Origin of the sequence: Methylobacterium sp. UNC300MFChir4.1 (genome assembly GCF_900110155.1) — a bacterium.
GTDB lineage: Bacteria > Pseudomonadota > Alphaproteobacteria > Rhizobiales > Beijerinckiaceae > Methylobacterium.
In genome coordinates this window covers 72,135-91,531 of record NZ_FOCS01000019.1, presented here as the reverse complement: position 1 = coordinate 91,531, position 19,397 = coordinate 72,135, and the positions used below count along the sequence as shown (strand labels likewise).

The 19,397-nt window shown below is 70.2% G+C and carries 20 protein-coding genes and 1 tRNA gene; 18 read left to right on the top strand and 3 right to left on the bottom strand.

What is annotated here, in order from left to right; all coding sequences use genetic code 11:
* Positions 1-114: 114 nt before the first annotated feature.
* On the top strand, positions 115-315 hold the full coding sequence (locus BMY19_RS22465; protein ID WP_100252975.1) for a hypothetical protein: 201 nt from the start codon (positions 115-117) through the stop codon (positions 313-315).
* A gap of 161 nt (positions 316-476) precedes the next feature.
* Here BMY19_RS22465 and BMY19_RS22460 read toward each other — a convergent pair.
* Positions 477-553: transfer RNA gene (locus BMY19_RS22460), tRNA-Met, on the bottom strand.
* A gap of 259 nt (positions 554-812) precedes the next feature.
* Between BMY19_RS22460 and BMY19_RS22455 the strand changes: the two genes are divergently transcribed.
* From BMY19_RS22455 to guaA, 8 genes are all read left to right on the top strand, one after another.
* Entirely contained in the window at positions 813-1,268 is a 456-nt protein-coding gene (locus tag BMY19_RS22455) for a CHRD domain-containing protein (protein ID WP_100252974.1), read from the top strand.
* A gap of 75 nt (positions 1,269-1,343) precedes the next feature.
* Positions 1,344-1,682, top strand: coding sequence for a hypothetical protein (locus BMY19_RS22450; protein WP_056521301.1), 339 nt, complete (start codon positions 1,344-1,346; stop codon positions 1,680-1,682).
* Between the two features lie 114 nt (positions 1,683-1,796).
* Positions 1,797-2,702: an aldo/keto reductase gene (locus BMY19_RS22445; RefSeq protein WP_100252973.1), complete on the top strand. Its 906-nt coding sequence runs from the start codon at positions 1,797-1,799 to the stop codon at positions 2,700-2,702.
* Positions 2,692-3,447: an NADPH-dependent F420 reductase gene (locus BMY19_RS22440; RefSeq protein WP_100252972.1), complete on the top strand. Its 756-nt coding sequence runs from the start codon at positions 2,692-2,694 to the stop codon at positions 3,445-3,447. The genes BMY19_RS22445 and BMY19_RS22440 overlap by 11 nt, the downstream gene beginning before the upstream one ends.
* Positions 3,448-3,555: 108 nt before the next feature.
* Entirely contained in the window at positions 3,556-4,923 is a 1,368-nt protein-coding gene (locus tag BMY19_RS22435) for an NTP/NDP exchange transporter (RefSeq protein WP_100252971.1), read from the top strand.
* Between the two features lie 296 nt (positions 4,924-5,219).
* Positions 5,220-5,555: a hypothetical protein gene (locus tag BMY19_RS22430; protein WP_091924676.1), complete on the top strand. Its 336-nt coding sequence runs from the start codon at positions 5,220-5,222 to the stop codon at positions 5,553-5,555.
* On the top strand, positions 5,552-5,971 hold the full coding sequence (locus tag BMY19_RS22425; protein WP_020091761.1) for a hypothetical protein: 420 nt from the start codon (positions 5,552-5,554) through the stop codon (positions 5,969-5,971). The genes BMY19_RS22430 and BMY19_RS22425 overlap by 4 nt, the downstream gene beginning before the upstream one ends.
* Positions 5,972-6,158: 187 nt before the next feature.
* Positions 6,159-7,715 carry a glutamine-hydrolyzing GMP synthase gene (guaA, locus tag BMY19_RS22420; RefSeq protein ID WP_012317458.1) on the top strand — a complete coding sequence of 519 codons (1,557 nt, stop codon included), beginning with the start codon at positions 6,159-6,161 and terminating at the stop codon, positions 7,713-7,715.
* 130 nt (positions 7,716-7,845) lie between these two features.
* On the opposite strand, the gene BMY19_RS22415 is transcribed toward guaA, so the two are convergent.
* Positions 7,846-8,538, bottom strand: a complete 693-nt coding sequence (locus tag BMY19_RS22415; protein ID WP_100252970.1) for an SGNH/GDSL hydrolase family protein — start codon at positions 8,536-8,538, stop codon at positions 7,846-7,848.
* A complete protein-coding gene (tsaA, locus tag BMY19_RS22410) occupies positions 8,535-9,044 on the bottom strand; it encodes a tRNA (N6-threonylcarbamoyladenosine(37)-N6)-methyltransferase TrmO (RefSeq protein WP_100253002.1) in 510 nt (169 codons plus the stop codon). Before tsaA ends, BMY19_RS22415 begins: the two co-directional genes overlap by 4 nt.
* A 125-nt stretch (positions 9,045-9,169) precedes the next feature.
* Here tsaA and BMY19_RS22405 point away from each other — a divergent pair, with 125 nt between their 5' ends.
* The 9 genes from BMY19_RS22405 to BMY19_RS22365 all read left to right on the top strand — a co-directional run bounded on the left by BMY19_RS22405 (position 9,170) and on the right by BMY19_RS22365 (position 19,357).
* Complete coding sequence (locus tag BMY19_RS22405) at positions 9,170-10,663, top strand: AMP nucleosidase (RefSeq protein WP_091978059.1); 1,494 nt, start codon at positions 9,170-9,172, stop codon at positions 10,661-10,663.
* Positions 10,664-10,828: 165 nt separating this feature from the next.
* Entirely contained in the window at positions 10,829-11,398 is a 570-nt protein-coding gene (locus BMY19_RS22400; RefSeq protein WP_170863020.1) for a hypothetical protein, read from the top strand.
* A 224-nt stretch (positions 11,399-11,622) separates the two neighbouring features.
* Positions 11,623-12,924, top strand: coding sequence for an SLC13 family permease (locus BMY19_RS22395; protein WP_100253001.1), 1,302 nt, complete (start codon positions 11,623-11,625; stop codon positions 12,922-12,924).
* A 129-nt stretch (positions 12,925-13,053) separates the two neighbouring features.
* On the top strand, positions 13,054-13,455 hold the full coding sequence (gene sdhC / locus BMY19_RS22390; RefSeq protein WP_026604731.1) for a succinate dehydrogenase, cytochrome b556 subunit: 402 nt from the start codon (positions 13,054-13,056) through the stop codon (positions 13,453-13,455).
* Positions 13,456-13,465: 10 nt separating this feature from the next.
* Positions 13,466-13,885, top strand: a complete 420-nt coding sequence (sdhD, locus tag BMY19_RS22385; RefSeq protein ID WP_100252968.1) for a succinate dehydrogenase, hydrophobic membrane anchor protein — start codon at positions 13,466-13,468, stop codon at positions 13,883-13,885.
* 31 nt (positions 13,886-13,916) lie between these two features.
* On the top strand, positions 13,917-15,734 hold the full coding sequence (sdhA, locus tag BMY19_RS22380) for a succinate dehydrogenase flavoprotein subunit (RefSeq protein ID WP_056521268.1): 1,818 nt from the start codon (positions 13,917-13,919) through the stop codon (positions 15,732-15,734).
* Between the two features lie 85 nt (positions 15,735-15,819).
* Positions 15,820-16,644 carry a succinate dehydrogenase iron-sulfur subunit gene (locus BMY19_RS22375; RefSeq protein WP_024831121.1) on the top strand — a complete coding sequence of 275 codons (825 nt, stop codon included), beginning with the start codon at positions 15,820-15,822 and terminating at the stop codon, positions 16,642-16,644.
* 171 nt (positions 16,645-16,815) lie between these two features.
* Entirely contained in the window at positions 16,816-17,403 is a 588-nt protein-coding gene (locus tag BMY19_RS22370; protein WP_056521266.1) for a protease inhibitor Inh/omp19 family protein, read from the top strand.
* A gap of 88 nt (positions 17,404-17,491) precedes the next feature.
* Complete coding sequence (locus BMY19_RS22365; RefSeq protein ID WP_100252967.1) at positions 17,492-19,357, top strand: ABC transporter ATP-binding protein; 1,866 nt, start codon at positions 17,492-17,494, stop codon at positions 19,355-19,357.
* Positions 19,358-19,397 lie beyond the last annotated feature (40 nt).

The following is a 19,397-nucleotide window of genomic DNA, read 5'->3' as shown; positions in this document are numbered from 1 at the left end:
AAACCGGGATATCTTGAACATAAGGCACCCCTGAGCGGGATAACCTCCGCATAAGGCCGTCCCGTTGAAACCGGTCCGCATGTTCCTATTTCGTTCTCAATGCGGAGAGGGTTCATGACTGGTTACGACGAGATCGCGATGGCGTCGGCCGAGGAGCGGGACGCCCTGTGCCGGGCGCTCGCCGAGGACCTCGCGGAGGCCTCGGGCAACCGGCGCGCTCCGTCGGGCTTCGTGTCGGCCGAGCGCCCCCGGGATCTCGCCCGGGCCCTCGGCCGGGACCGTCGGGAACGCCGGCTGCTGCGTCGGATCGGCTAGCCCGTCCGAGACCCGAACTCGGACGGTTCAGGCAAACCCCGTCCGAAACCCGTCCGAGAACGAGAAAGCCCCGGACGGTGGGTCCAGGGCTCGGCGTTCGTCCGGTGTGCTCTACGGCTTCTAAGTCTATGTCCAGGCTCTGGTAATCGTCCTGGGGATTTTGGTAGCGAGGGAGGGATTTGAACCCCCGACACAAGGATTATGATTCCTCTGCTCTAACCAGCTGAGCTACCCCGCCACGAGCCGCGACCGTCCATCGAGACGATGCGTGCAGTGGCGGCGGTATAGGAAGAGCGGGCGCTCCGTGTCAACGTCTTCTGGTGAGCAAATCGCGCCTCCGGAGGTCGGGCAGGCCGCGTGCCGTCGCGCGCGGGAGGGAAACGCTTGGCTGTCACCGAGAATCGCTCGGCGACAGCCCGTCCGCCATGTCCGACCCGTCCCGGCCCGCTAGGTTTGGCACGGGCCGCTCGACGGCCCGTCAGATCGCGGAGCGTTCGATGACAGCGCGCAAGAGCCATCGCTGGACCACCAGCCTCGCCGCCCTTCTCGTCCTCGGGGTGCCGCTCGCCACGGGTCCGGCATTCGCCGCGGGCAAGGACGTCACCTACCGCGCGGCGCTCACCGGCGGCAGCGAGGTGCCGGCAACCGCGTCCTCCGGCAAGGGCGAGATCACCATGACCTTCGATCCCGCCACCAAGCGCCTGATCTGGTCGGGCCAGTACAGCGGCCTCACCGGGCCGGTCACGGCCGCCCATTTCCACGGGCCGGCCAAGGCGGGCGAGAATGCCGGCGTGCTCGTGCCGGTGACGGCGGCGAGCAGCCCCTTCACCGGCGAGGCGACCCTCGACGACGCCAAGGCCGCCGATCTCGAGGCGGGGAAGGTCTACTTCAACCTCCACACCGCCGCGAACCCGAAGGGCGAGATCCGTGGCCAGATGGAGCGCGCACCCTGATCCGGAACGCCGGGAGCCTCGACGTTCCCGGCCGCGCCCGGTAGGCGGATCCCCGTCCACCTGCCGGAGCCTTCGATGAAGCACACCGACGCCATCATCGCCTGGACGCCCGTCCGCTGGGCGGAACTGAAGCCGGAAACCGCCGGGCAGGTCGTCGTTCTGCCCGCGCCAGACGCGGCCGGAGAGGCCAAGCGCTACATGATGCGCGCCGGCGCGAGCTCGTCCGCCCTGGCCACCCTGACGGAGGAGGCCCGCGTCGCGCGCCTGTTCATCGACTTCCAGACCCTGGTCGTCCGCGACGGGATCGACCCGCAGGTCGCCCACCGGGCGTTCCTGGCGATCGACGAGTACCGGTTCCGCATCGCCCCCGATACCGAGGGCGCGGAATTCGAGGACCCGCCCGAGGAAGATTAGCCCGAGCCTCGAAGGTGCAGCGCGCATCCCTCGCGGAAGCGTGAGAATTAAGAATACACAGAGCGCGGACGCGCCCTATCTCCCGGCGGGTCCTGAATCCGTCGGAGGCCGGCCATGCCCGTATCCCGTCGCGCCGTCATCGCCGCAGCCGCTATCGCCCCGCTCGCCGGCCGCCTCGCCGCGGCGGCCGAGCCGCTGATCCGCCGCCCGATACCCTCCACCGGCGAGACGCTCCCGGCCATCGGGATCGGCACGTCCCGGCGCTACGAGGTCGAGCCGACGCCCGAGGCGGTGGCGCCCCTGAAGGAGGCGGTGAAGACCTTCGTCGCACTCGGCGGATCGGTGATCGACACGGCCCCGAGCTACGGCACCGCCGAGGACGTCCTCGGCCTGATCCTGGCGGAGCCCGGCCTGCGCCAGAAGATCTTCCTCGCCAGCAAGGTCGACACGACCGGCCGCGACGCGACGCTGGCGGAGTTCGACCGATCGCTGAAGCGCATGAAGGTCGACACCCTCGACCTGGTGGCGGTCCACAACCTGATCGACGTGACCGGGAATCTGGCGGTCCTGCGCGATCTGAAGGCGCAGAAGCGCGTCCGGTACGTCGGCGTCACGGTCTGGCGCGACAACCAGCTCGACGCCCTGGAGGCCGTCATGAAGCGCGAGAGCCTCGACTTCATCCAGGTGAACTACGCCATCGACAACCGTGCCGCCGCGGAGCGCGTGCTCCCGCTGGCCGCGGATCGCGGCGTGGCGGTGATGACCAACGTGCCGTTCGGCCGCGATCGCCTGTTCAAGGCGGTCCAGGGCAAGGAGTTGCCGGCGGTCGCCAAGGATCTCGGCTGCGCGAGCTGGCCGCAGTTCTTCCTGAAATACGTGCTCGGCAACCCGGCCGTGACCTGCCCGATCCCCGGCATGGCGAAGGCCGCCTATGTCGAGGACAACCTCGGGGCCGCGCGGGGCAAGCTGCCCGACGCGGCGCAGCGCAAGCAGATGGAGACGTTCATCGATGCGGTCTGATCTCACCTCGCGCCGCGCGGCGCTCGCCCTCGCGGCCGGCCTCGCCGTGGCCGCCGCTCTTCCCGCTTCCGTGCCCGCCGCGGCCCAGGACGGCGCGAAGAAGATCCGGATCGGCGTGATCGGCGCCGGGAACATCGGCGGCACGATCGGGTCGCTCTGGGTCAAGGACGGCCACGAGGTCATGTTCGCCTCCCGCCACCCGGAGCAGCTCGCCGCGATGGTCTCGGAGCTCGGGCCCAAGGCCAGGGCCGGCACGCCCGAGGAGGCGATCAAGTTCGGCGACGCCGTGTTCATCGCCGTCCCCTACAAGGCCTATCCGGACCTCGCGAAGGAGATCGGCCCGTCCCTCAAGGGGAAGGTCGTCCTCGATGCCGGCAACGCCACGCAGAAGCGCGACGGCGCGCTCTACGACGAGGTCCAGGCCAGCGGGATCGGCGCGACCTCGGCCAAGTACTTCCCCGGCGCCAAGATCGTGCGCGCCTTCAACGCGGCCAATTACAAGATCTTCGCCAAGGAGGGCGCGGACGGCGGCAAGGGTCGTGCGGGCGGGCGGATGGCGATCCCGATCGCCGGGGACGACCCGGAGGCGCTGAAGGTCGCCGAGGGCCTCGTCCGCGATGCCGGGTTCGACCCGGTGGTGGTCGGCCCGCTCAAGGATGCCGACAAGTTCGCCATGGGCAGCCCGGGCTTCGGTCACGACGTCACCGCGCCGGAGATGCGCGAGAAACTCGGATTGGCGAAGTAGGCGCGTCGCCCGGCCCCTTGCCGGGCCCCGCAACGGCGAGGGGGCCGACCGAGCCTTCCCCGAGGGAGGCCCGTCCGGGGAAGAAGCCCATTCCGGTGAGATCGGCCCATGCCTGAACCCGCCCGCGGCACGCTCGCGCGCCTGATCGACGTTCAGCCCGGCGAGGGCCGGGCGCTGGCCTGGTCGTGGGCCTACATCTTCTCGATCTTGGCCGCCTACTACGTCCTGCGCCCGATCCGGGACCAGATGGGCGTCGCCGGCGGCATCGAGAACCTGCCCTGGCTGTTCACCGCCACCCTCGTGGGGATGCTCGCCCTCAACCTGCCCTTCGCCTACCTGGTGAAACGGATGCCGCGGGCGCGGTTCGTGCCGATCACCTATCGGTTCTTCGCGGCCAACATCCTGGCGTTCGCGCTGACGCTCTACCTCGCGCCCGCCGAGTGGGGCGTGTGGATCGGCCGGGTGTTCTTCGTCTGGCTGTCGATCTTCAACCTGTTCGTGGTCTCGATCTTCTGGGCGACGATCGTCGACGTGTTCTCGAACGCCCAGGGCAAGCGGCTGTTCGGCTTCATCGCGGCCGGCGCGACGCTCGGCGCCATCGCGGGCTCGGCGACCACCGCGATCCTGGCCAAGAACGTCCCGACCTGGGGCCTGATGCTCTGCGCGGTGGCGCTCCTCGAGGTCGCGGTGTTCTGCATGCGCGGGCTCGCGGCGCTGTCGACGCAGCTCCACGAGGTGCCGGGCCGGAACGGGGGCCCCGAGGACGGTCAGGACCGGACGATCGGCGGCAGCGTGCTCGCCGGCGTCACCCGGACCCTCGCGTCGCCCTACCTGCTCAACATCTCGCTGTTCCTGCTGCTGTTCTCGGTGACCTCGACGTTCCTGTACTTCGAGCAGGCGGGCATCGCGAAGCGGAGCTTCCCGGACCGCGCCGCGCAGACGGCGTTCTTCGCCAGCGTCGACCTCGCGGTGAACGTCCTCACGCTGGGCATCCAGCTGTTCCTCACGGGCCGGATCGTGAACCGAATCGGCGTCGCCCTGACGCTGGCGATCCTCCCGGCCTTCAGCATCCTCGGCTTCGCGGCGCTCGCCCTCTGGCCGACGATCGGCGTCATCGTGGCGTTCCAGGTACTCCGCCGGGCCGGCAACTTCGCGATCGCCCGGCCGGTGCGCGAGGTGCTGTTCACCGTCGTCCCCCGGGAGGACCGCTACAAGGCTAAGAGCTTCATCGACACGGTCGTCTACCGGCTGGGCGATCAGGTCGGCGCGTGGTCGTTCACCGGCATCCAGGGCATGGGGCTCGGCAGCGCCAGCGTGGCCGGCGCCGCGATCCCGCTGTCGATGGCGTGGCTCGTGAACAGCGTCTGGCTCGGGCGCGCGCAGGAGCGGCGGCGGGCCGAGCAGGCGGCGGAGCCGGACATCGAGCCCGAACGGACCGCGCCGGTCGGCCGCGCGGCCGCTGCGCCCGGCGGGTGAGTGCCGTTTCGCCCCGCCTATCGATGCCGCATGAAGTCCCAGACCAGATAGGCCGGGAACGGCAGCATGATCGCGAAGAAGATCCAGTCGAACATCTGAGGCATCAAGCCGTCTCCCGCTCGGTCCCCCCTGGTTCTACCGGCTTGCCGAGGTGAAGTTCCGCGCGGCCGCGGCGGCCGTTAAGAGGCGGTTTACCCTGACGGGTGAGGTATCGCGCTCGATCCGGGCGGGAGAGTGACATGGCGGGACCTGCATGGTCGGCGCCGCGGCGCCGGTGGCGTGCCGCCGATCCCGCGATGGCGCTGCTCGGGCTCCTCGCCCTGACACCGGCACCCGTCGCCGCGCAGGAGCCGCTCTTCATCCGCATCCGCCCGCTGCCGGACGCCGAGGCGGCGCGCCTCGCCCGGGAGATGCTCTGGGCCCGTCGGCAGGCCCATGCCCGCGCGGTGATCGAATCGGTCTGCACCGGCTGCCTGGGCGCCTGGAAGCCCGAACCGGTCCCGCCACCGACGCCTGCGCCCGCGCAGGACAGGATTGCGAACCTCACCGTTCCGATAGGGGTTGAACTCGACCCCGGCTCCGGGGCATCCGAGCCCGGTCCCGATCCATCGACCTCCGAGAGGCATCCATGACGCAAGCGCATCCGACCAGCGGCGCCGAGCCCGAAGTCGATTGCCCGGTGACCCTCGAGGTTCTGGGCTCCGTGTACCGGGCCGACGACTTCGACCTGCCGCTGATCCTGGAGCAGATCCCGCCGCTGAAGCGCGCGCAGCTCGCCGCCTACCTCTACGGCAAGAGCCACATGCACAAGCTCGGGCTGAAGGTCGCCCGCTCCTGTGAGCGCGACGACCTGATCCGCGTGGCGGGGGAGATCGGCTCGGTGATCCACGGCCAGGCGCACCTGAAGCCGTCCCGACCGACGCCCGAGCCCGCCCCGCAGCTGCGCGCCAAGACCCCGCCCGGCCAGAAGAAGGTGAGCCTCGCCGGCGCCGCCGCGAAGCCCGCGATCAGCCTCGGCGGCTCGGCCAAGGTCCGCAACTTCGACTGAGAACTGGCGCGCGTCGGGCCAGCCGAGACCGCCGCGCGCGGCTGGCCGCGCCGGCACCGACGGGGCGACGCCGACGCGCGGGACCTGACGGCCGGGTCCGGCATTCCATCGGTGACGGCACGTCGGAAGGCCGGACAATCCGGACTTGTGCGTTGCACGCGCCGCGGGCTTCGGATAATCGCCCGCGATGAACACCGACCACGACAAGATCCTGATCGTCGATTTCGGCTCTCAGGTGACGCAGCTCATCGCCCGCCGAGTGCGCGAGGAGGGCGTCTACTGCGAGATCGTGCCCTTCACGAAGGCCGAGGCCGCGTTCCGCGAGCAGAAGCCCAAGGGCGTGATCCTCTCCGGCGGCCCCGAATCGGTGACCGTCGAGGCCTCGCCCCGCGCGCCCCAACTGGTGTTCGATTCGGGCGTCCCGGTCTTCGGCATCTGCTACGGCCAGCAGACCATGGCGGCCCAGCTCGGCGGCGCCGTCGAGGGCGGCCACCACGCGGAGTTCGGCCGCGCCGAGGTCGAGATCCTGGCCGACTGCCCGCTGTTCAAGGGCGTCTGGCACAAGGGCGAGAAGTACCCGGTCTGGATGAGCCACGGTGATCGCGTCACCAAGCTGCCGGACGGCTTCACCACCGTGGCGATCTCCAGGAACGCGCCCTTCGCGGCGGTGGCCGACGAGGCCCGCAACTACTACGCGGTCCAGTTCCACCCGGAGGTGGCGCACACGCCCCACGGCGCCCTGCTGATCCGCAACTTCGTGCGCGACGTCGCGGGCTGCTCGGGCGACTGGACCATGGGCGCCTACCGCGAGGAGGCCATCGCCAAGATCCGCGAGCAGGTCGGCTCCGAGAAGGTGATCTGCGGCCTTTCGGGCGGCGTCGATTCGGCCGTGGCGGCGGTGCTGATCCACGAGGCGATCGGCGATCAGCTGACCTGCGTGTTCGTCGACCACGGGCTCCTGCGCCTCGGCGAGGCCGAGCAGGTCGTGGCGCTGTTCCGCGACCACTACAACATCCCGCTGGTCCACGTGGAGGCGTCGGGGATGTTCCTCGCGGCTCTGGAGGGCGTCAGCGACCCGGAAATCAAGCGCAAGACGATCGGCCGCCTGTTCATCGACGTTTTCGAGGCCGAATCGAAGAAGATCGGCGGGGCGAAGTTCCTCGCGCAGGGCACGCTCTACCCCGACGTGATCGAGAGCGTGTCGTTCACCGGCGGCCCGTCCGTGACCATCAAGAGCCACCACAATGTCGGCGGCCTGCCCGAGCGCATGAACATGAAGCTCGTGGAGCCGCTGCGCGAGCTTTTCAAGGACGAGGTCCGGGTGCTCGGCAAGGAGCTCGGCCTGCCCGAGGGCTTCGTCGGCCGCCACCCGTTCCCGGGCCCGGGCCTGGCGATCCGCTGCCCCGGCACGATCACCGGCGAGAAGCTGGAGGCCCTGCGCAAGGCCGACGCGATCTACCTCGACGAGATCCGGCAGGCCGGCCTCTACGACACGATCTGGCAGGCCTTCGCGGTGATCCTGCCGGTGAAGACCGTCGGCGTGATGGGCGACGGGCGCACCTACGACCACGTCTGCGCGCTGCGCGCCGTCACCTCGGTCGACGGCATGACCGCCGACTTCTACCCGTTCGACATGGCCTTCCTGGGCCGGGTCGCGACCCGGATCATCAACGAGGTGAAGGGCATCAACCGGGTGACCTACGACATCACCTCGAAGCCACCTGGCACGATTGAGTGGGAGTGAGCCGGCGTCCGACCCGATTCCCGCGCCGTCATCGCGAGCGGAGCTAAGCGACCCAGAGCAGCGTGACGCTTCGATCCGTGTCGCGCTCCTGGATTGCTTCGCTCCGCTCGCGATGACGCGGCGCCGGTCCTCACGGGGTGCAGAGCGCCGGCTCGACCGCCTTCAGCGCCGGCCGGAACGCCGCGAGGTGCAGCCCGTCGCGCAGGGCGCCGGGCTTGGCGTAACCCGTATCGCCGTCGCGCAGGGCGGCGAACGGATCCGTGAAGACGCAGCCGAGCCGACCGCAGAGGTTCTGCAACCGGCGCGAGTAATCCGCGACCGCGCCGGAATCGACCAGCTTGCCGATCTCGCGACCCACCGGGGGGAGGGCGGTCACCACGACGCGCGGGCTGAGGGTCTGCAGCCGCTTGACGATCGTCTCGGCGGCGGCCTCGAACTGCTCGGTCGGCTTGTGCAGCTGCGGGTTGTTCTTCACCAGGATGTCGTTGGTCCCGATGGTCAGGACCGCGAGCCGGGGATGCACCTTGAAGGTCAGGCGCGCGAGGTAGTCCGCGTAGCTGCCCGCGGTCGCGCCGCTGATCCCGCCGTTGAGGAAGTCGAGCCCGCAGGGCCGCTGGCTCCCGGGCTGCAGCTCCACCTGGGAATCGCCGGCCCAGAACACGTAGTCCGGCGGCGCCTCGTCGAGGCTGACCTGCACGGCGATCAGGCGCATCTCCGCGTAGGCCCGTGCGTCGGCCCCCGGCCGGTGCAGGCGCCACCCGGCGAAGCCGCCGATCGCCAGGAGGGCGAGCCCGCCGAGAACGAGGGAAACGACGCGCTTCACGGCTCGGCCCCGGCCCGGTCGACCCGGGCGTCGGGCCGCGCGTCCGTCGAGGCGTAGTAGGGCTTGATGTCGAGGAGCGGCGTGCCGTCGAGGCAGTCGAGCCCGCGCACGCGGAGCGTGTCGCCGACGCGGCCGAGCAGTTCCACGACCGACAGGGCGATCGGGTTGGGACGGGCGGGCGAGCGCAGGGAGAACGTGCCCCTGGGGCCGTCGGCGTGGCGCGGCCGCTGGATCACGAGGCCGCGGGTCGCCCGGTCCATCCAGTAGAGGAGGATCAGGTGCGTACAGCCCGTGACGTTGCGCAGGCCGGGGGCGTAGGCCGGATCGACCTCGACGGTGCAGATTGCGTCGGCCTGCTGGCCGTTCTTCGGACAGTCGGACCGCGCCTGCCAGGGCGTGCGCAGCCGGCCGATGAAGTGGAGGCCCGCGTCGAAGGTCGCGGGCAGGGCGGCCCTCTCTTCACCGGGACGGGTCCCGAACTCATCCGCGTCCAGCCCCGTGTCCATGCCCGCGTCCTCGCCTTCGCGCTCCGCGCCGGTCGGCTTGTCGGCCATGTGTCCGCGGCTCGCAACCCCGCATCTCGCCCCCGGATGGCGCGGGGTGTAGATCCGGCAGAAGGAACGGAGGCGACATGATCGAGCGGGAATTGCGGCCGATGCAGGCGGTGGCGGATGCCGCGACCGCCATCGACCGGCTGGTCGAGCTCTACGACGACGCGGCCGGCGCCCTGCGGACCGCGCTGGAGCGCTACCTCGCCGGCGGGCCGCCGCCGGACGCCACGGAGCGTCTCGCCTTCCGCTACCCGGAGCTGCGGATCAGCTATCGCCCGGACGGGCCGCTGCCCCGGGTCCGGCGCGCCACCGCCAAGCTCCAGGCCGCCGGCACCTACGCCACCACAATCACGCATCCGGGATTCTTCCGGACGTACCTGACCCGCCAGCTGGAGCCGCTGATCGCCGACTACGGCATCGCCCTCGAGGTCGGTCTCAGCGCGCAGGAGATTCCCTATCCCTACGTGCTGGAGGCCGGGCTGGACGCGCGCGGGCGGACCGTCGACGGCGCTGACCTCGCCACCTACTTCCCGGTGCCGCTCCTGTCGCTCGTGGGCGACGAGATCGCGGACGGACTGTTCGACCAGATTCCTGGCGAGCCGCTGCCCCTGGCGCTGTTCGACGCGGTTCGGGTCGATTACTCGCTCCGGCGCCTCGTCCATTACACCGGCTGCGACTGGCGCGACGTCCAGCCCTGGATCCTGCTCACCAACTATCACCGCTACGTCGACCAGTTCGTCCGCCACGGCTTGGAGCGGCTCGCCTCGGGCGCGGAGGGGTTCGAGCGGCTGGTCCTGCCGGGTGGCGTGTCCGTGACCCGTGCCGAGGCGGCCGATGCAGACCCGGCCGCTGTGATCGCCGCCTCGCCCTGGCATCGCCATCAGATGCCGGCCTACCACTTGGTGGCGCGCGATTCCGACGGGACCCAGCAGGGCACGACGCTGGTCAATATCGGCGTCGGCCCCTCGAACGCGAAGACGATCACCGACCACCTCGCGGTGCTGCGCCCGGATTGCTGGCTGATGGTCGGCCATTGCGGCGGCCTGCGGCAGTCGCAGACCATCGGCGACTACGTGCTGGCGCACGCCTACCTCCGCCGCGACCGTATCCTCGACGAGCTCGTGCCGCCGGACGTGCCGGTGCCGGCCCTCGCCGAGGTGCAGGTCGCCCTTCAGGACGCCGCCGCCGCGGTGACGGGCGAGCAGGCTGACGCGCTCAAGCGGCGCCTGCGCACCGGCACGGTGGTGACCTACGACGATCGCAACTGGGAACTGCGCTTCAGCCAGGAGCGGCGTCGGATCAACCAGTCCCGCGCCGTGGCGGTGGACATGGAGAGCGGCACGGTCGCCGCCCAGGGCTTCCGCCTGCGCGTGCCCTATGGCGCGCTGCTCTGCGTCTCCGACAAGCCGCTCCACGGCGAGATCAAGCTGCCGGGTGCCGCCAACGCCTTCTACGACCGGGCGGTCTCGGAACATCTCCGCGTCGGGCTGGCGGCCCTCGACGTTCTTCGGGCCGACCGGCAAGGTCTCCACTCGCGCAAGCTGCGAAGCTTCGACGAACCGCCTTTCCGGTAAGGTTCCGCGAAGTCTTCGGAGAGGCTTAGGCCCGCAACGGACAGAGCACCGACGCAGCGACCGACTGCCACGCCGTCAACAATACTCAAGCTTGGATACAGCCGTTGCGAGCGGTGTTGAGAGGTCAAGACACCACACATCAAGCTGAGCTTTCCCATGAATCGTATGGCACTCGTTTCAACCGCCCTCCTGGCGGCCGTCGCTTTCGCGCCGACCGTCGCCGATGCCCGCGGCTTCGGCGGCGGTGGCTTCCACGGCGGCGGATTCGGCGGGGGCGGTTTCCACGGTGGCGGTTTCGGCGGCGGCTCGCGCGGCGGCAGTGTCGGCGGCGGAGCGTTCCGGAACGGCGGCTTCGGCGGCGGCGCCTTCCAGAACGGCGTCGGCGGGGCGCGGGTCGGCGGACTGGGCGGCGGCTTCCGCGGGGCCGGGCTCGGCGCGGCCGGCGTCGGCGGCGTCCGGACCGGCGGCCTGCGGGCTGGCGGATATAACCAGGCCGGCCGGTTCGGCGGGATCGGGAACCGCGGGATCGCCGGTCGCGGCTTCGTCAACCGCGGCTATTACGGCCACCGCTACGGACGCGGCGTCGGCTACGGACTCGCCGGCCTCGGCCTCGGCCTCGGCGTCGGTTACGGCCTGGGCGGTCTCGACTACGGCTACGACAATTGCGCCTACACTTACGGCTACGGCGCCTACGACCCGGCTGCCTGCAACGGCTACTACGGCTACGGCTACTGAGCCAGGCGGCGCGGGTCTCGTCCCCGCGGCGCATCCTCCAAACCGCGCGACGCCCGGCCGGCCTTCGGTCGGGCATTGCCGTGAGGCCCCCTGGGCCAGATCGGCCCACCGGATCCACAGCCTTCGCCGCAGGCGAAGGCTCGCTCAACAAGTCCCGAATTGCGAACCGTTCCAATCCGATGAGGATGCCGCTTCCGGCGGAGCGTGGTGCGGGGACGATCGCGGTGAGCGGCGAGGGACTGGTTGCGGCGACGGCGGCGCTGCTCGTGCTGTGCATGGGCCTGTGGGCGACCGCGCTGCTGCCCGAGATCGTCACGGCACTCGCCTTCTTCGGACTGGCGATGCTGCTGCGTCTCGGCTCGGCCGCGACGGTGTTCTCGGGCTTCTCGTCCTCCGCGTTCTGGCTGGTCCTGTCCGGCATGGTGGTGGGGCAGGGCATGACCCGGACCGGACTGGGCGCCCGGATGGCGCGCACCCTCGCCCTGCGGCTCTCCGGCTCCTACGGCCGCTTCATCGCTGGGCTGGTGACGCTGAGCTTCCTCATCGCCTTCGTCATGCCGTCGAATCTGGGCCGCATCGCCCTGATGATCCCCGTCACCCTCGCACTCTGCGACGCCTTCGGTCTCGCGGCAGGGCGCCCGGGGCGGACGGGTGCGGTCCTGGCCGTCGGCCTCGCCACCCCGATCCTCTCTGCGGCGATCCTGCCCGCCAACGTCCCGAACCTCGTGATGGCCGGCTCGGCCGAGCACCTGCTCGGTCTGCACCTGTCGTACCTCTCCTACTTCCTCCTGCATGCCCCGGTCCTGGCGCTGGTGAAGGGCGTGCTGCTCGTCGCCCTCATCGTTCGGCTGTTCCCGGACGACCTCGGCTCCGCCGCTCCGGTCCTGCCGGACCTTCCTCCGCTGTCCCCGCCCGAGCGGCGCCTCGCGGTGATCCTCGCCTGCACGCTGATCCTCTGGATGACCGACAGCCTCCACGGCCTTGCCCCCGCCTGGGTCGGCCTCGCCGCGGCGGTCGTCTGCCTGCTGCCGCGGATCGGGGTCCTGCCGCCGGAGGCGTTCCAGCAGGTGAACCTGCGAACCTGCTTCTACATCGCGGCGCTGCTCGGCCTCGTCGCCCTGGTCAACGAGACCGGGCTCGGCGAGCGCCTCGGCCATCTCCTGCTGACCGTCGCCCCCCTGGCGCGCGACGCACCCACGCAGAACTTCGCGGTGCTCACCGGCATCGCCACGGTGCTGACCCTCCTCGTCACCGCCAACGGCGCCCCGGCCCTGTACACGGCGCTCGCGGGCGAGATGTCGGAGGCGAGCGGCCTGTCACCCTTCGCGGTCGTCTCGCTGCAGGTGATCGGCTACTCGACACTGTTCTTCCCCTATCAGGCCCCCCCGATCGTGTTCGCCAGCGAGCTCGGGCGGGTCCGTCTCCGGGACGCGACCCGGCTCACCCTGAGCTTCGGTTTCCTGTCGCTCCTCGTGGCGGCACCGCTCGACTACGCGTGGTGGCGCCTCCTGGGACAGCTGAAGTGACAGAATCGGCAAAGTGTCGCCCCAGAGGGCACATTGCGCCGCACCATGACGGATTGCGGGTTGCCCGCTCAGGCTCTAGCGCTACCAGATTAGAGACGGTCCAGTTCGCAGCTGCGAGGCTTCAACACGATGGCACCCACCGCCCGCCCGACAGTGGCTCAGCCCATGTCGCCGCATCTCCAGATCTATCGCTGGACCTGGACGATGGCGATGTCGGTGTTCCACCGCATCACCGGCACCGCGCTCTACGGCGGGACTGCTCTCGTCGCGATCTGGCTCGTGGCTCTGGCCTCGGGACCGGCCGGCTACTCTTACGTGGCCGGGTTCTTCGGCTCGATCTTCGGGCGCCTGATCCTGTTCGTCTACACGTGGATCCTGATGCACCACATGCTCGGCGGCATCCGGCACCTGATCTGGGACACCGGCGTCGGCTTCGACCGGGAGAAGCGCCTCTCGATGGCCCGGCTGACGCTGATCGGCTCGGTGGCCCTCACCCTCGTCATCTGGGCGGTCGCCCTTCTGGTCCGCTGAGGAGGACGACATGGCTAAGGAAGAGGTCCGGCAGGACACGCGCGTCTCGATCCGCACGCCGCGCGCCCGCGTGCGCGGCCTCGGCGTCTCCCATCACGGCGCCGGGCACTGGTGGCTGCAGCGGCTGACCGCCGTCGCCAACGTCGTGCTGATGCTGAGCTTCGTGGTGATCATCGCCAAGATGGCGGGCCGCGGCTACGTGGAGGCGCGGCTCCTCGTCGCGACCCCTCTGGTGTCGATCCTCCTGATCCTGGCGCTACTGTCGGTCACGGTCCACATGCGCCTCGGCATGCAGGTGATCATCGAGGACTACGTGCACGCGCCGGCGACGAAGATCGCGGCGGTGTTCGCCAACAATGCCTACGCGGTCGTCGTGGCCGTCGCCTGCCTCTACGCGGTCCTGCGCATCGGCTTCGGACAGCCGGCCTGACCCCGCCAACATCGATCTCGAGGAGCCGAACATGGCCGCCAACGGCACAAACGGCAGCGGGCCTGCCTACACCATCCACGATCACGCCTTCGACGTCGTGATCGTCGGCGCGGGCGGCGCAGGACTGCGCGCCACGGTGGGCTGCTCGGAAGCGGGCCTGCGCACCGCCTGCATCACCAAGGTGTTCCCGACGCGCTCGCACACGGTGGCGGCGCAGGGCGGCATCTCGGCCTCGCTGGGCAACATGGGCCCGGACGACTGGCGCTGGCACATGTACGACACCGTGAAGGGATCGGACTGGCTCGGCGACCAGGACGCCATCGAGTACCTCGTGCGCAACGCGCCCGCCGCCGTCTACGAGCTGGAGCACTGGGGCGTACCGTTCTCCCGCACGGAGGAGGGCAAGATCTACCAGCGCCCGTTCGGCGGCATGACGACCGATTACGGCAAGGGCACCGCCCAGCGCACCTGCGCGGCGGCCGACCGGACCGGCCACGCGATGCTGCACACCCTCTACGGGCAGGCGGTGAAGAACCAGACCGATTTCTTCATCGAGTACTTCGCCCTGGACCTGATCATGGACGACGAGGGCCGCTGCCGCGGCGTCATCGCCCTCGATCAGGCCACTGGCGAGATCCACCGCTTCCGCGCCCAGATGACCATCCTGGCGACCGGCGGCTACGGCCGCGCCTACTTCTCGGCGACCTCCGCCCATACCTGCACGGGCGACGGCAACGCCATGGTGCTGCGCGCCGGCCTGCCGCTGCAGGACATGGAGTTCGTGCAGTTTCACCCGACCGGCATCTACGGCGCGGGCTGCCTGATCACTGAAGGCTCCCGCGGCGAGGGCGGCTACCTCACCAATTCCGAGGGCGAGCGCTTCATGGAGCGCTACGCTCCGTCGGCGAAGGACCTCGCCTCGCGTGACGTGGTCTCGCGCTCTATGACCATGGAGATCCGCGACGGCCGCGGCGTCGGCAAGAACAAGGACCACATCTACCTGCACCTCGACCACCTGGACCCGAAGATCCTGCACGAGCGCCTGCCGGGCATCTCGGAATCCGCGCGGATCTTCGCGGGCGTCGACGTGACCAAGGAGCCGATCCCGGTCATCCCGACCGTCCACTACAACATGGGCGGCATCCCCACGAACTATCACGGCGAGGTGCTGACGCTGCGCGACGGCAACCCCGACACGGTGGTCCCGGGGCTGATGGCGATCGGCGAGGCGGCCTGCGTCTCCGTCCACGGCGCCAATCGCCTCGGCTCGAACTCGCTGATCGACCTCGTGGTCTTCGGCCGCGCCGCCGGCAAGCGCTGCGCCGAGATCGTCGAGCCGAACGGCCGGGCCATGGAGTTGCCCAAGGGCGCGACCGACAAGGCCCTCGAGCGCCTCGACCGGTTCCGCTACGCCAACGGCTCGACGCCGACCGCCGAACTCCGTGCCGAGATGCAGAAGACGATGCAGAACAACTGCGCCGTGTTCCGCACCGGCGAGGTGCTGGAGGAGGGCAAGGGTCTGATCCACAAGGTCTGGAACGCCGCCGCCGACGTGAAGATCACCGACCGGTCGCTGGTCTGGAACACCGACCTCCTGGAGACTCTGGAGTTCGACAACCTGATCGGCCAGGCGGTGGTGACGATGGAATCGGCCGCCAACCGCACGGAATCCCGCGGCGCCCACGCGCGCGAGGACTTCCCGGACCGCGACGACAAGGACTGGATGAAGCACACGCTGTCCTGGCTCGACGAGGGCCAGCACCAAGTGGTCATCGATTACCGCCCGGTCCACACTTACACGATGTCCAACGAGATTCAGTACATCGAGCCCAAGGCGCGCGTGTACTGATCTGCAACTCTGCACAACGACTGCGGCGGCGGGGCCTCACCCCTCCGGCCGCCGCATCCTGCTCCAGCGGAAGCCGTCGAGAACCATGGCTCAGTTCAACCTTCCGAAGAATTCCCAGATCACCCAGGGCAAGTCCTGGCCGGCCCCGCCCGGCGCCAGGAACCTGCAGACCTTCAAGATCTACCGCTGGAACCCGGATGACGGGGCCAACCCGCGGATCGACACCTATCAGGTCGACCGCGAGGATTGCGGCCCGATGGTCCTCGACGCGCTGCTGTGGATCAAGAACAAGGTCGACTCGACGCTGGTCTTCCGCCGCTCCTGCCGCGAGGGCATCTGCGGCTCCTGCGCGATGAACATCGAGGGGCAGAACGCGCTCGCCTGCACGATGGGCATCGACGAGTGCAAGAGCCCCGACAACGCCCTGCCGGTGATGACCCGCAAGGACAAGGACGGTGCGATCCGGATCTACCCGCTGCCGCACATGCCGGTCCTCAAGGATCTCGTGCCGGACCTGACGAATTTCTACGCCCAGCACGCCGCCATCGAGCCCTGGCTCCAGACCGAGACGCCCGCGCCCGAGAAGGAGTGGCGCCAGACGCCGGAGGACCGCTCCCGCCTCGACGGCCTCTACGAGTGCATCCTGTGCGCGTGCTGCACCACGTCGTGCCCGAGCTACTGGTGGAACGGCGACAAGTTCCTCGGCCCGGCGGCCCTGCTGCAGGCCTATCGCTGGCTGATCGACTCGCGCGACGAGAACACGGGCCACCGCCTCGACGGGCTGCACGACCCGTTCCGGCTGTACCGCTGCCACACGATCATGAACTGCGCCAACACGTGCCCGAAGAGCCTGAACCCGGCGAAGGCCATCGCCGAGATCAAGAAGATGATGGTCGAGCGCACGCTCTGATCGCGCAGTCGAGTCGGGTGTTGAGGCCTGAGGGCCACACCCGGCCGAAAAGGCCGGCTCTCCGCAGCAGAGTTGGTCCAGGCTGAGAGGGCTGCCTTGCGGACAGCGCAATTGCCACGGAGTCAGGATCGAAGCGCCTCCGCGCCGTGAATCCTGACCCGAAGTGGACCGATGCTGCGCCCGAGCCTGTCGACGTTCGCCGTTCTCTGTCTGGCCGCCAGCCTCGGCGCCTGCGCCTCCAGCCGCCTCGACGGGCCGCGCACCCGGGGGCCGTCGCCCCAGGCGTCCCTGGACACGGTGCCGGCCATGCCGTCGGGCACGGTGACGGCGGCCCCGCTGGCGCCGCCGCCCGGCGTCGCGGCGAGCCCCGACGCGCCGCCCCCGCCCGGTGCCCAGGCGGCCGCGCCGCCCGCCGGCGGCCCCACCGTGATCGCCGAGCCGGTCGCCCCGCCGGCGCCGCCGCCGCCGGTCGCCACGGGCGGCCGCTCATCGGTGGTCGGAAGCTGGGATGCGCGGGACGCGACCGGTGCGAACTGCAAGGTCACGCTCTCGAGCACCCCGGCCCTCGACCTCTACCGGGCGACGGCCTCGGGCTGCGCCAACAAGGATCTCGCGCGGGTCTCGGCCTGGGACTTCCGCGACGGCGAGGTCTACCTCTACCAGCCGGGCGGCTCGGTGGCGGCGCGGCTGCGCCAGGGCGGCGGCGGCCTGGAAGGCGCCCTCACCAAGTCCGGCGCGGCCCTCGCCCTGAACCGCTGAGGCCGGGCGGCGCGACCACGCCGCGCGGTTGGCGCGCGGCGGGAGGCGCTTACATGAGGGGCTCCCGCCGCGTCACGCCCCCATCAACATGTTCCTCGATTGGCTTGAACGCCGCGTCGACCCCTTCGCGCCCTTCGACGAGGCGCGGATGCCGCCGCGGTCGGTGCTCGGCTTCGCCTGGTTCTACCTGCGCCCGATCCGCGCCGCCCTGGCGGCGCTGTTCGTCATCGCGGTGATCGCCGGCACGGTCGAGGCCTCCCTCTACCTCGTGATGCGCTGGTTCATCGACCTGCTCGGCTCGGCCGACCGGGCGACGGTGCTGTCGGACCACGCGGTCGAGCTCGGGCTGGTGGTCCTGCTGATCGCCGTGGTGCGACCGCTGTCGATCTGGGCCCACGAGGTGCTGTCCAACCAGCTCGTCGTGCCGCAATCGACCAGCCAGATCCGCTGGCGGGCGCATCTCTACACCCTCGGGCACGCGCTCTCGTATTTCCAGGGCGACTTCTCGGGACGGCTCGCCAACCGCGTCGTCCAGGTGGGCCCGGCGGTGCGGGAACTCGCCGTCGTCTTCATCGACACGCTCCTGTACGTGGCGATCTACGCGATCACCGCGGTCGGGCTGTTCAGCGCGATCTCGCCGTGGCTCGCCGTCCCGGTGCTGCTCTGGATCGCCGCCTACGCGGCCCTGACCGCGTGGTTCGTGCCCCGAGCCCGCGCGCGCTCGCACAAGACCGCCGACACCCGCTCGACGCTGATCGGCCGCATCGTCGACAGCTACACCAACATTCTGACGGTGAAGCTCTTCGCCCGCGACCGCGAGGAGCGGGCCGCGGTGCAGGACGCCGTGGAAGTCCACACCGCCGCCTATCTCCACCAGTTCCGGCTGGTCACCCTGACGACGAGCCTCCTCGGCCTGCTCAACAGCGGGCTCCTGATCGCCACCGGCGCGGCCTGCCTCGTACTGTGGCGCGACGGCGGCATGACGACCGGCGAGGCGTCGGCGGGGCTCGCCCTGGTCCTCAGGCTCATCGCCATGTCGGGCTGGGTCATGCAGACCGTGCGCGGCGTCTTCGAGAATGTGGGCGTGGTCCAGGAGAGCATGCAGACGATGGCCCGGCCGCACGCCCTCGTCGACGCGCCGGACGCGCGGACGCTCGCCGTCACCGGCGGCGAGATCCGGTTCGAGGAGGTCGGCTTCCACTACGGGCGCGGCGACGCCACCGTCATCGAGGATTTCTCCCTGACGATCCGTCCGGGCGAGAAGGTCGGGCTGGTCGGCGTCAGCGGCGCCGGCAAGTCGACCCTGGCGGGCCTGCTCCTGCGGCTCTACGACGTGGAGAGCGGGCGGATCCTGGTGGACGGCCAGGACATTGCGACGGTGACCCAGCGATCCCTGCGCGAGGCCATCGCGATGGTCAGCCAGGACACTTCCCTGCTGCACCGCTCCATCCGCGACAACATCGCCTACGGCCGCCCCGGCGCCACCCAGGCGGAGATCGAGCGGGCCGCGCGGCTCGCCCACGCGGACACGTTCATCGCCGACCTCGTCGACCACAAGGGCCGGCGCGGCTACGACGCCCAGGTCGGCGAGCGGGGCGTCAAGCTGTCCGGCGGCCAGCGCCAGCGCATCGCCATCGCCCGCGTCATGCTGAAGGACGCGCCGATCCTGATTCTCGACGAGGCGACCTCGGCGCTCGACAGTCAGGTCGAGGCGGCGATCCAGGAATCGCTCGACACGCTGATGGCCGGCAAGACCGTGCTGGCCATCGCGCATCGCCTGTCGACGATCGCGGCCCTCGACCGGCTGGTCGTGATCGACCGAGGCCGGATCATCGAGGAGGGGACTCACGCCGAACTGGTCGCCGCCGGCGGCGTCTATGCCGGGCTGTGGTCGCGGCAGTCGGGCGGCTTTCTCGATGACGGGACGGCCCGGTACGACAGCGCCGTCGCCTGAGCGTCGGAGGAGCGAGATTGCCGGCAACATACCGCTACGA

Bases quoted from the DNA above. Each gene is read 5' to 3' on its own strand.
- BMY19_RS22465 (WP_100252975.1), top strand. From the start codon at position 115: ATGACTGGTTACGACGAGATCGCGATGGCGTCGGCCGAGGAGCGGGAC.
- BMY19_RS22455 (WP_100252974.1), top strand. From the start codon at position 813: ATGACAGCGCGCAAGAGCCATCGCTGGACCACCAGCCTCGCCGCCCTT.
- BMY19_RS22450 (WP_056521301.1), top strand. From the start codon at position 1,344: ATGAAGCACACCGACGCCATCATCGCCTGGACGCCCGTCCGCTGGGCG.
- BMY19_RS22445 (WP_100252973.1), top strand. From the start codon at position 1,797: ATGCCCGTATCCCGTCGCGCCGTCATCGCCGCAGCCGCTATCGCCCCG.
- BMY19_RS22440 (WP_100252972.1), top strand. From the start codon at position 2,692: ATGCGGTCTGATCTCACCTCGCGCCGCGCGGCGCTCGCCCTCGCGGCC.
- BMY19_RS22435 (WP_100252971.1), top strand. From the start codon at position 3,556: ATGCCTGAACCCGCCCGCGGCACGCTCGCGCGCCTGATCGACGTTCAG.
- BMY19_RS22430 (WP_091924676.1), top strand. From the start codon at position 5,220: ATGGCGCTGCTCGGGCTCCTCGCCCTGACACCGGCACCCGTCGCCGCG.
- BMY19_RS22425 (WP_020091761.1), top strand. From the start codon at position 5,552: ATGACGCAAGCGCATCCGACCAGCGGCGCCGAGCCCGAAGTCGATTGC.
- guaA (WP_012317458.1), top strand. From the start codon at position 6,159: ATGAACACCGACCACGACAAGATCCTGATCGTCGATTTCGGCTCTCAG.
- tsaA (WP_100253002.1), bottom strand. From the start codon at position 9,044: ATGGACACGGGGCTGGACGCGGATGAGTTCGGGACCCGTCCCGGTGAA.
- BMY19_RS22405 (WP_091978059.1), top strand. From the start codon at position 9,170: ATGATCGAGCGGGAATTGCGGCCGATGCAGGCGGTGGCGGATGCCGCG.
- BMY19_RS22400 (WP_170863020.1), top strand. From the start codon at position 10,829: ATGGCACTCGTTTCAACCGCCCTCCTGGCGGCCGTCGCTTTCGCGCCG.
- sdhC (WP_026604731.1), top strand. From the start codon at position 13,054: ATGGCACCCACCGCCCGCCCGACAGTGGCTCAGCCCATGTCGCCGCAT.
- sdhD (WP_100252968.1), top strand. From the start codon at position 13,466: ATGGCTAAGGAAGAGGTCCGGCAGGACACGCGCGTCTCGATCCGCACG.
- sdhA (WP_056521268.1), top strand. From the start codon at position 13,917: ATGGCCGCCAACGGCACAAACGGCAGCGGGCCTGCCTACACCATCCAC.
- BMY19_RS22375 (WP_024831121.1), top strand. From the start codon at position 15,820: ATGGCTCAGTTCAACCTTCCGAAGAATTCCCAGATCACCCAGGGCAAG.
- BMY19_RS22370 (WP_056521266.1), top strand. From the start codon at position 16,816: ATGCTGCGCCCGAGCCTGTCGACGTTCGCCGTTCTCTGTCTGGCCGCC.
- BMY19_RS22365 (WP_100252967.1), top strand. From the start codon at position 17,492: ATGTTCCTCGATTGGCTTGAACGCCGCGTCGACCCCTTCGCGCCCTTC.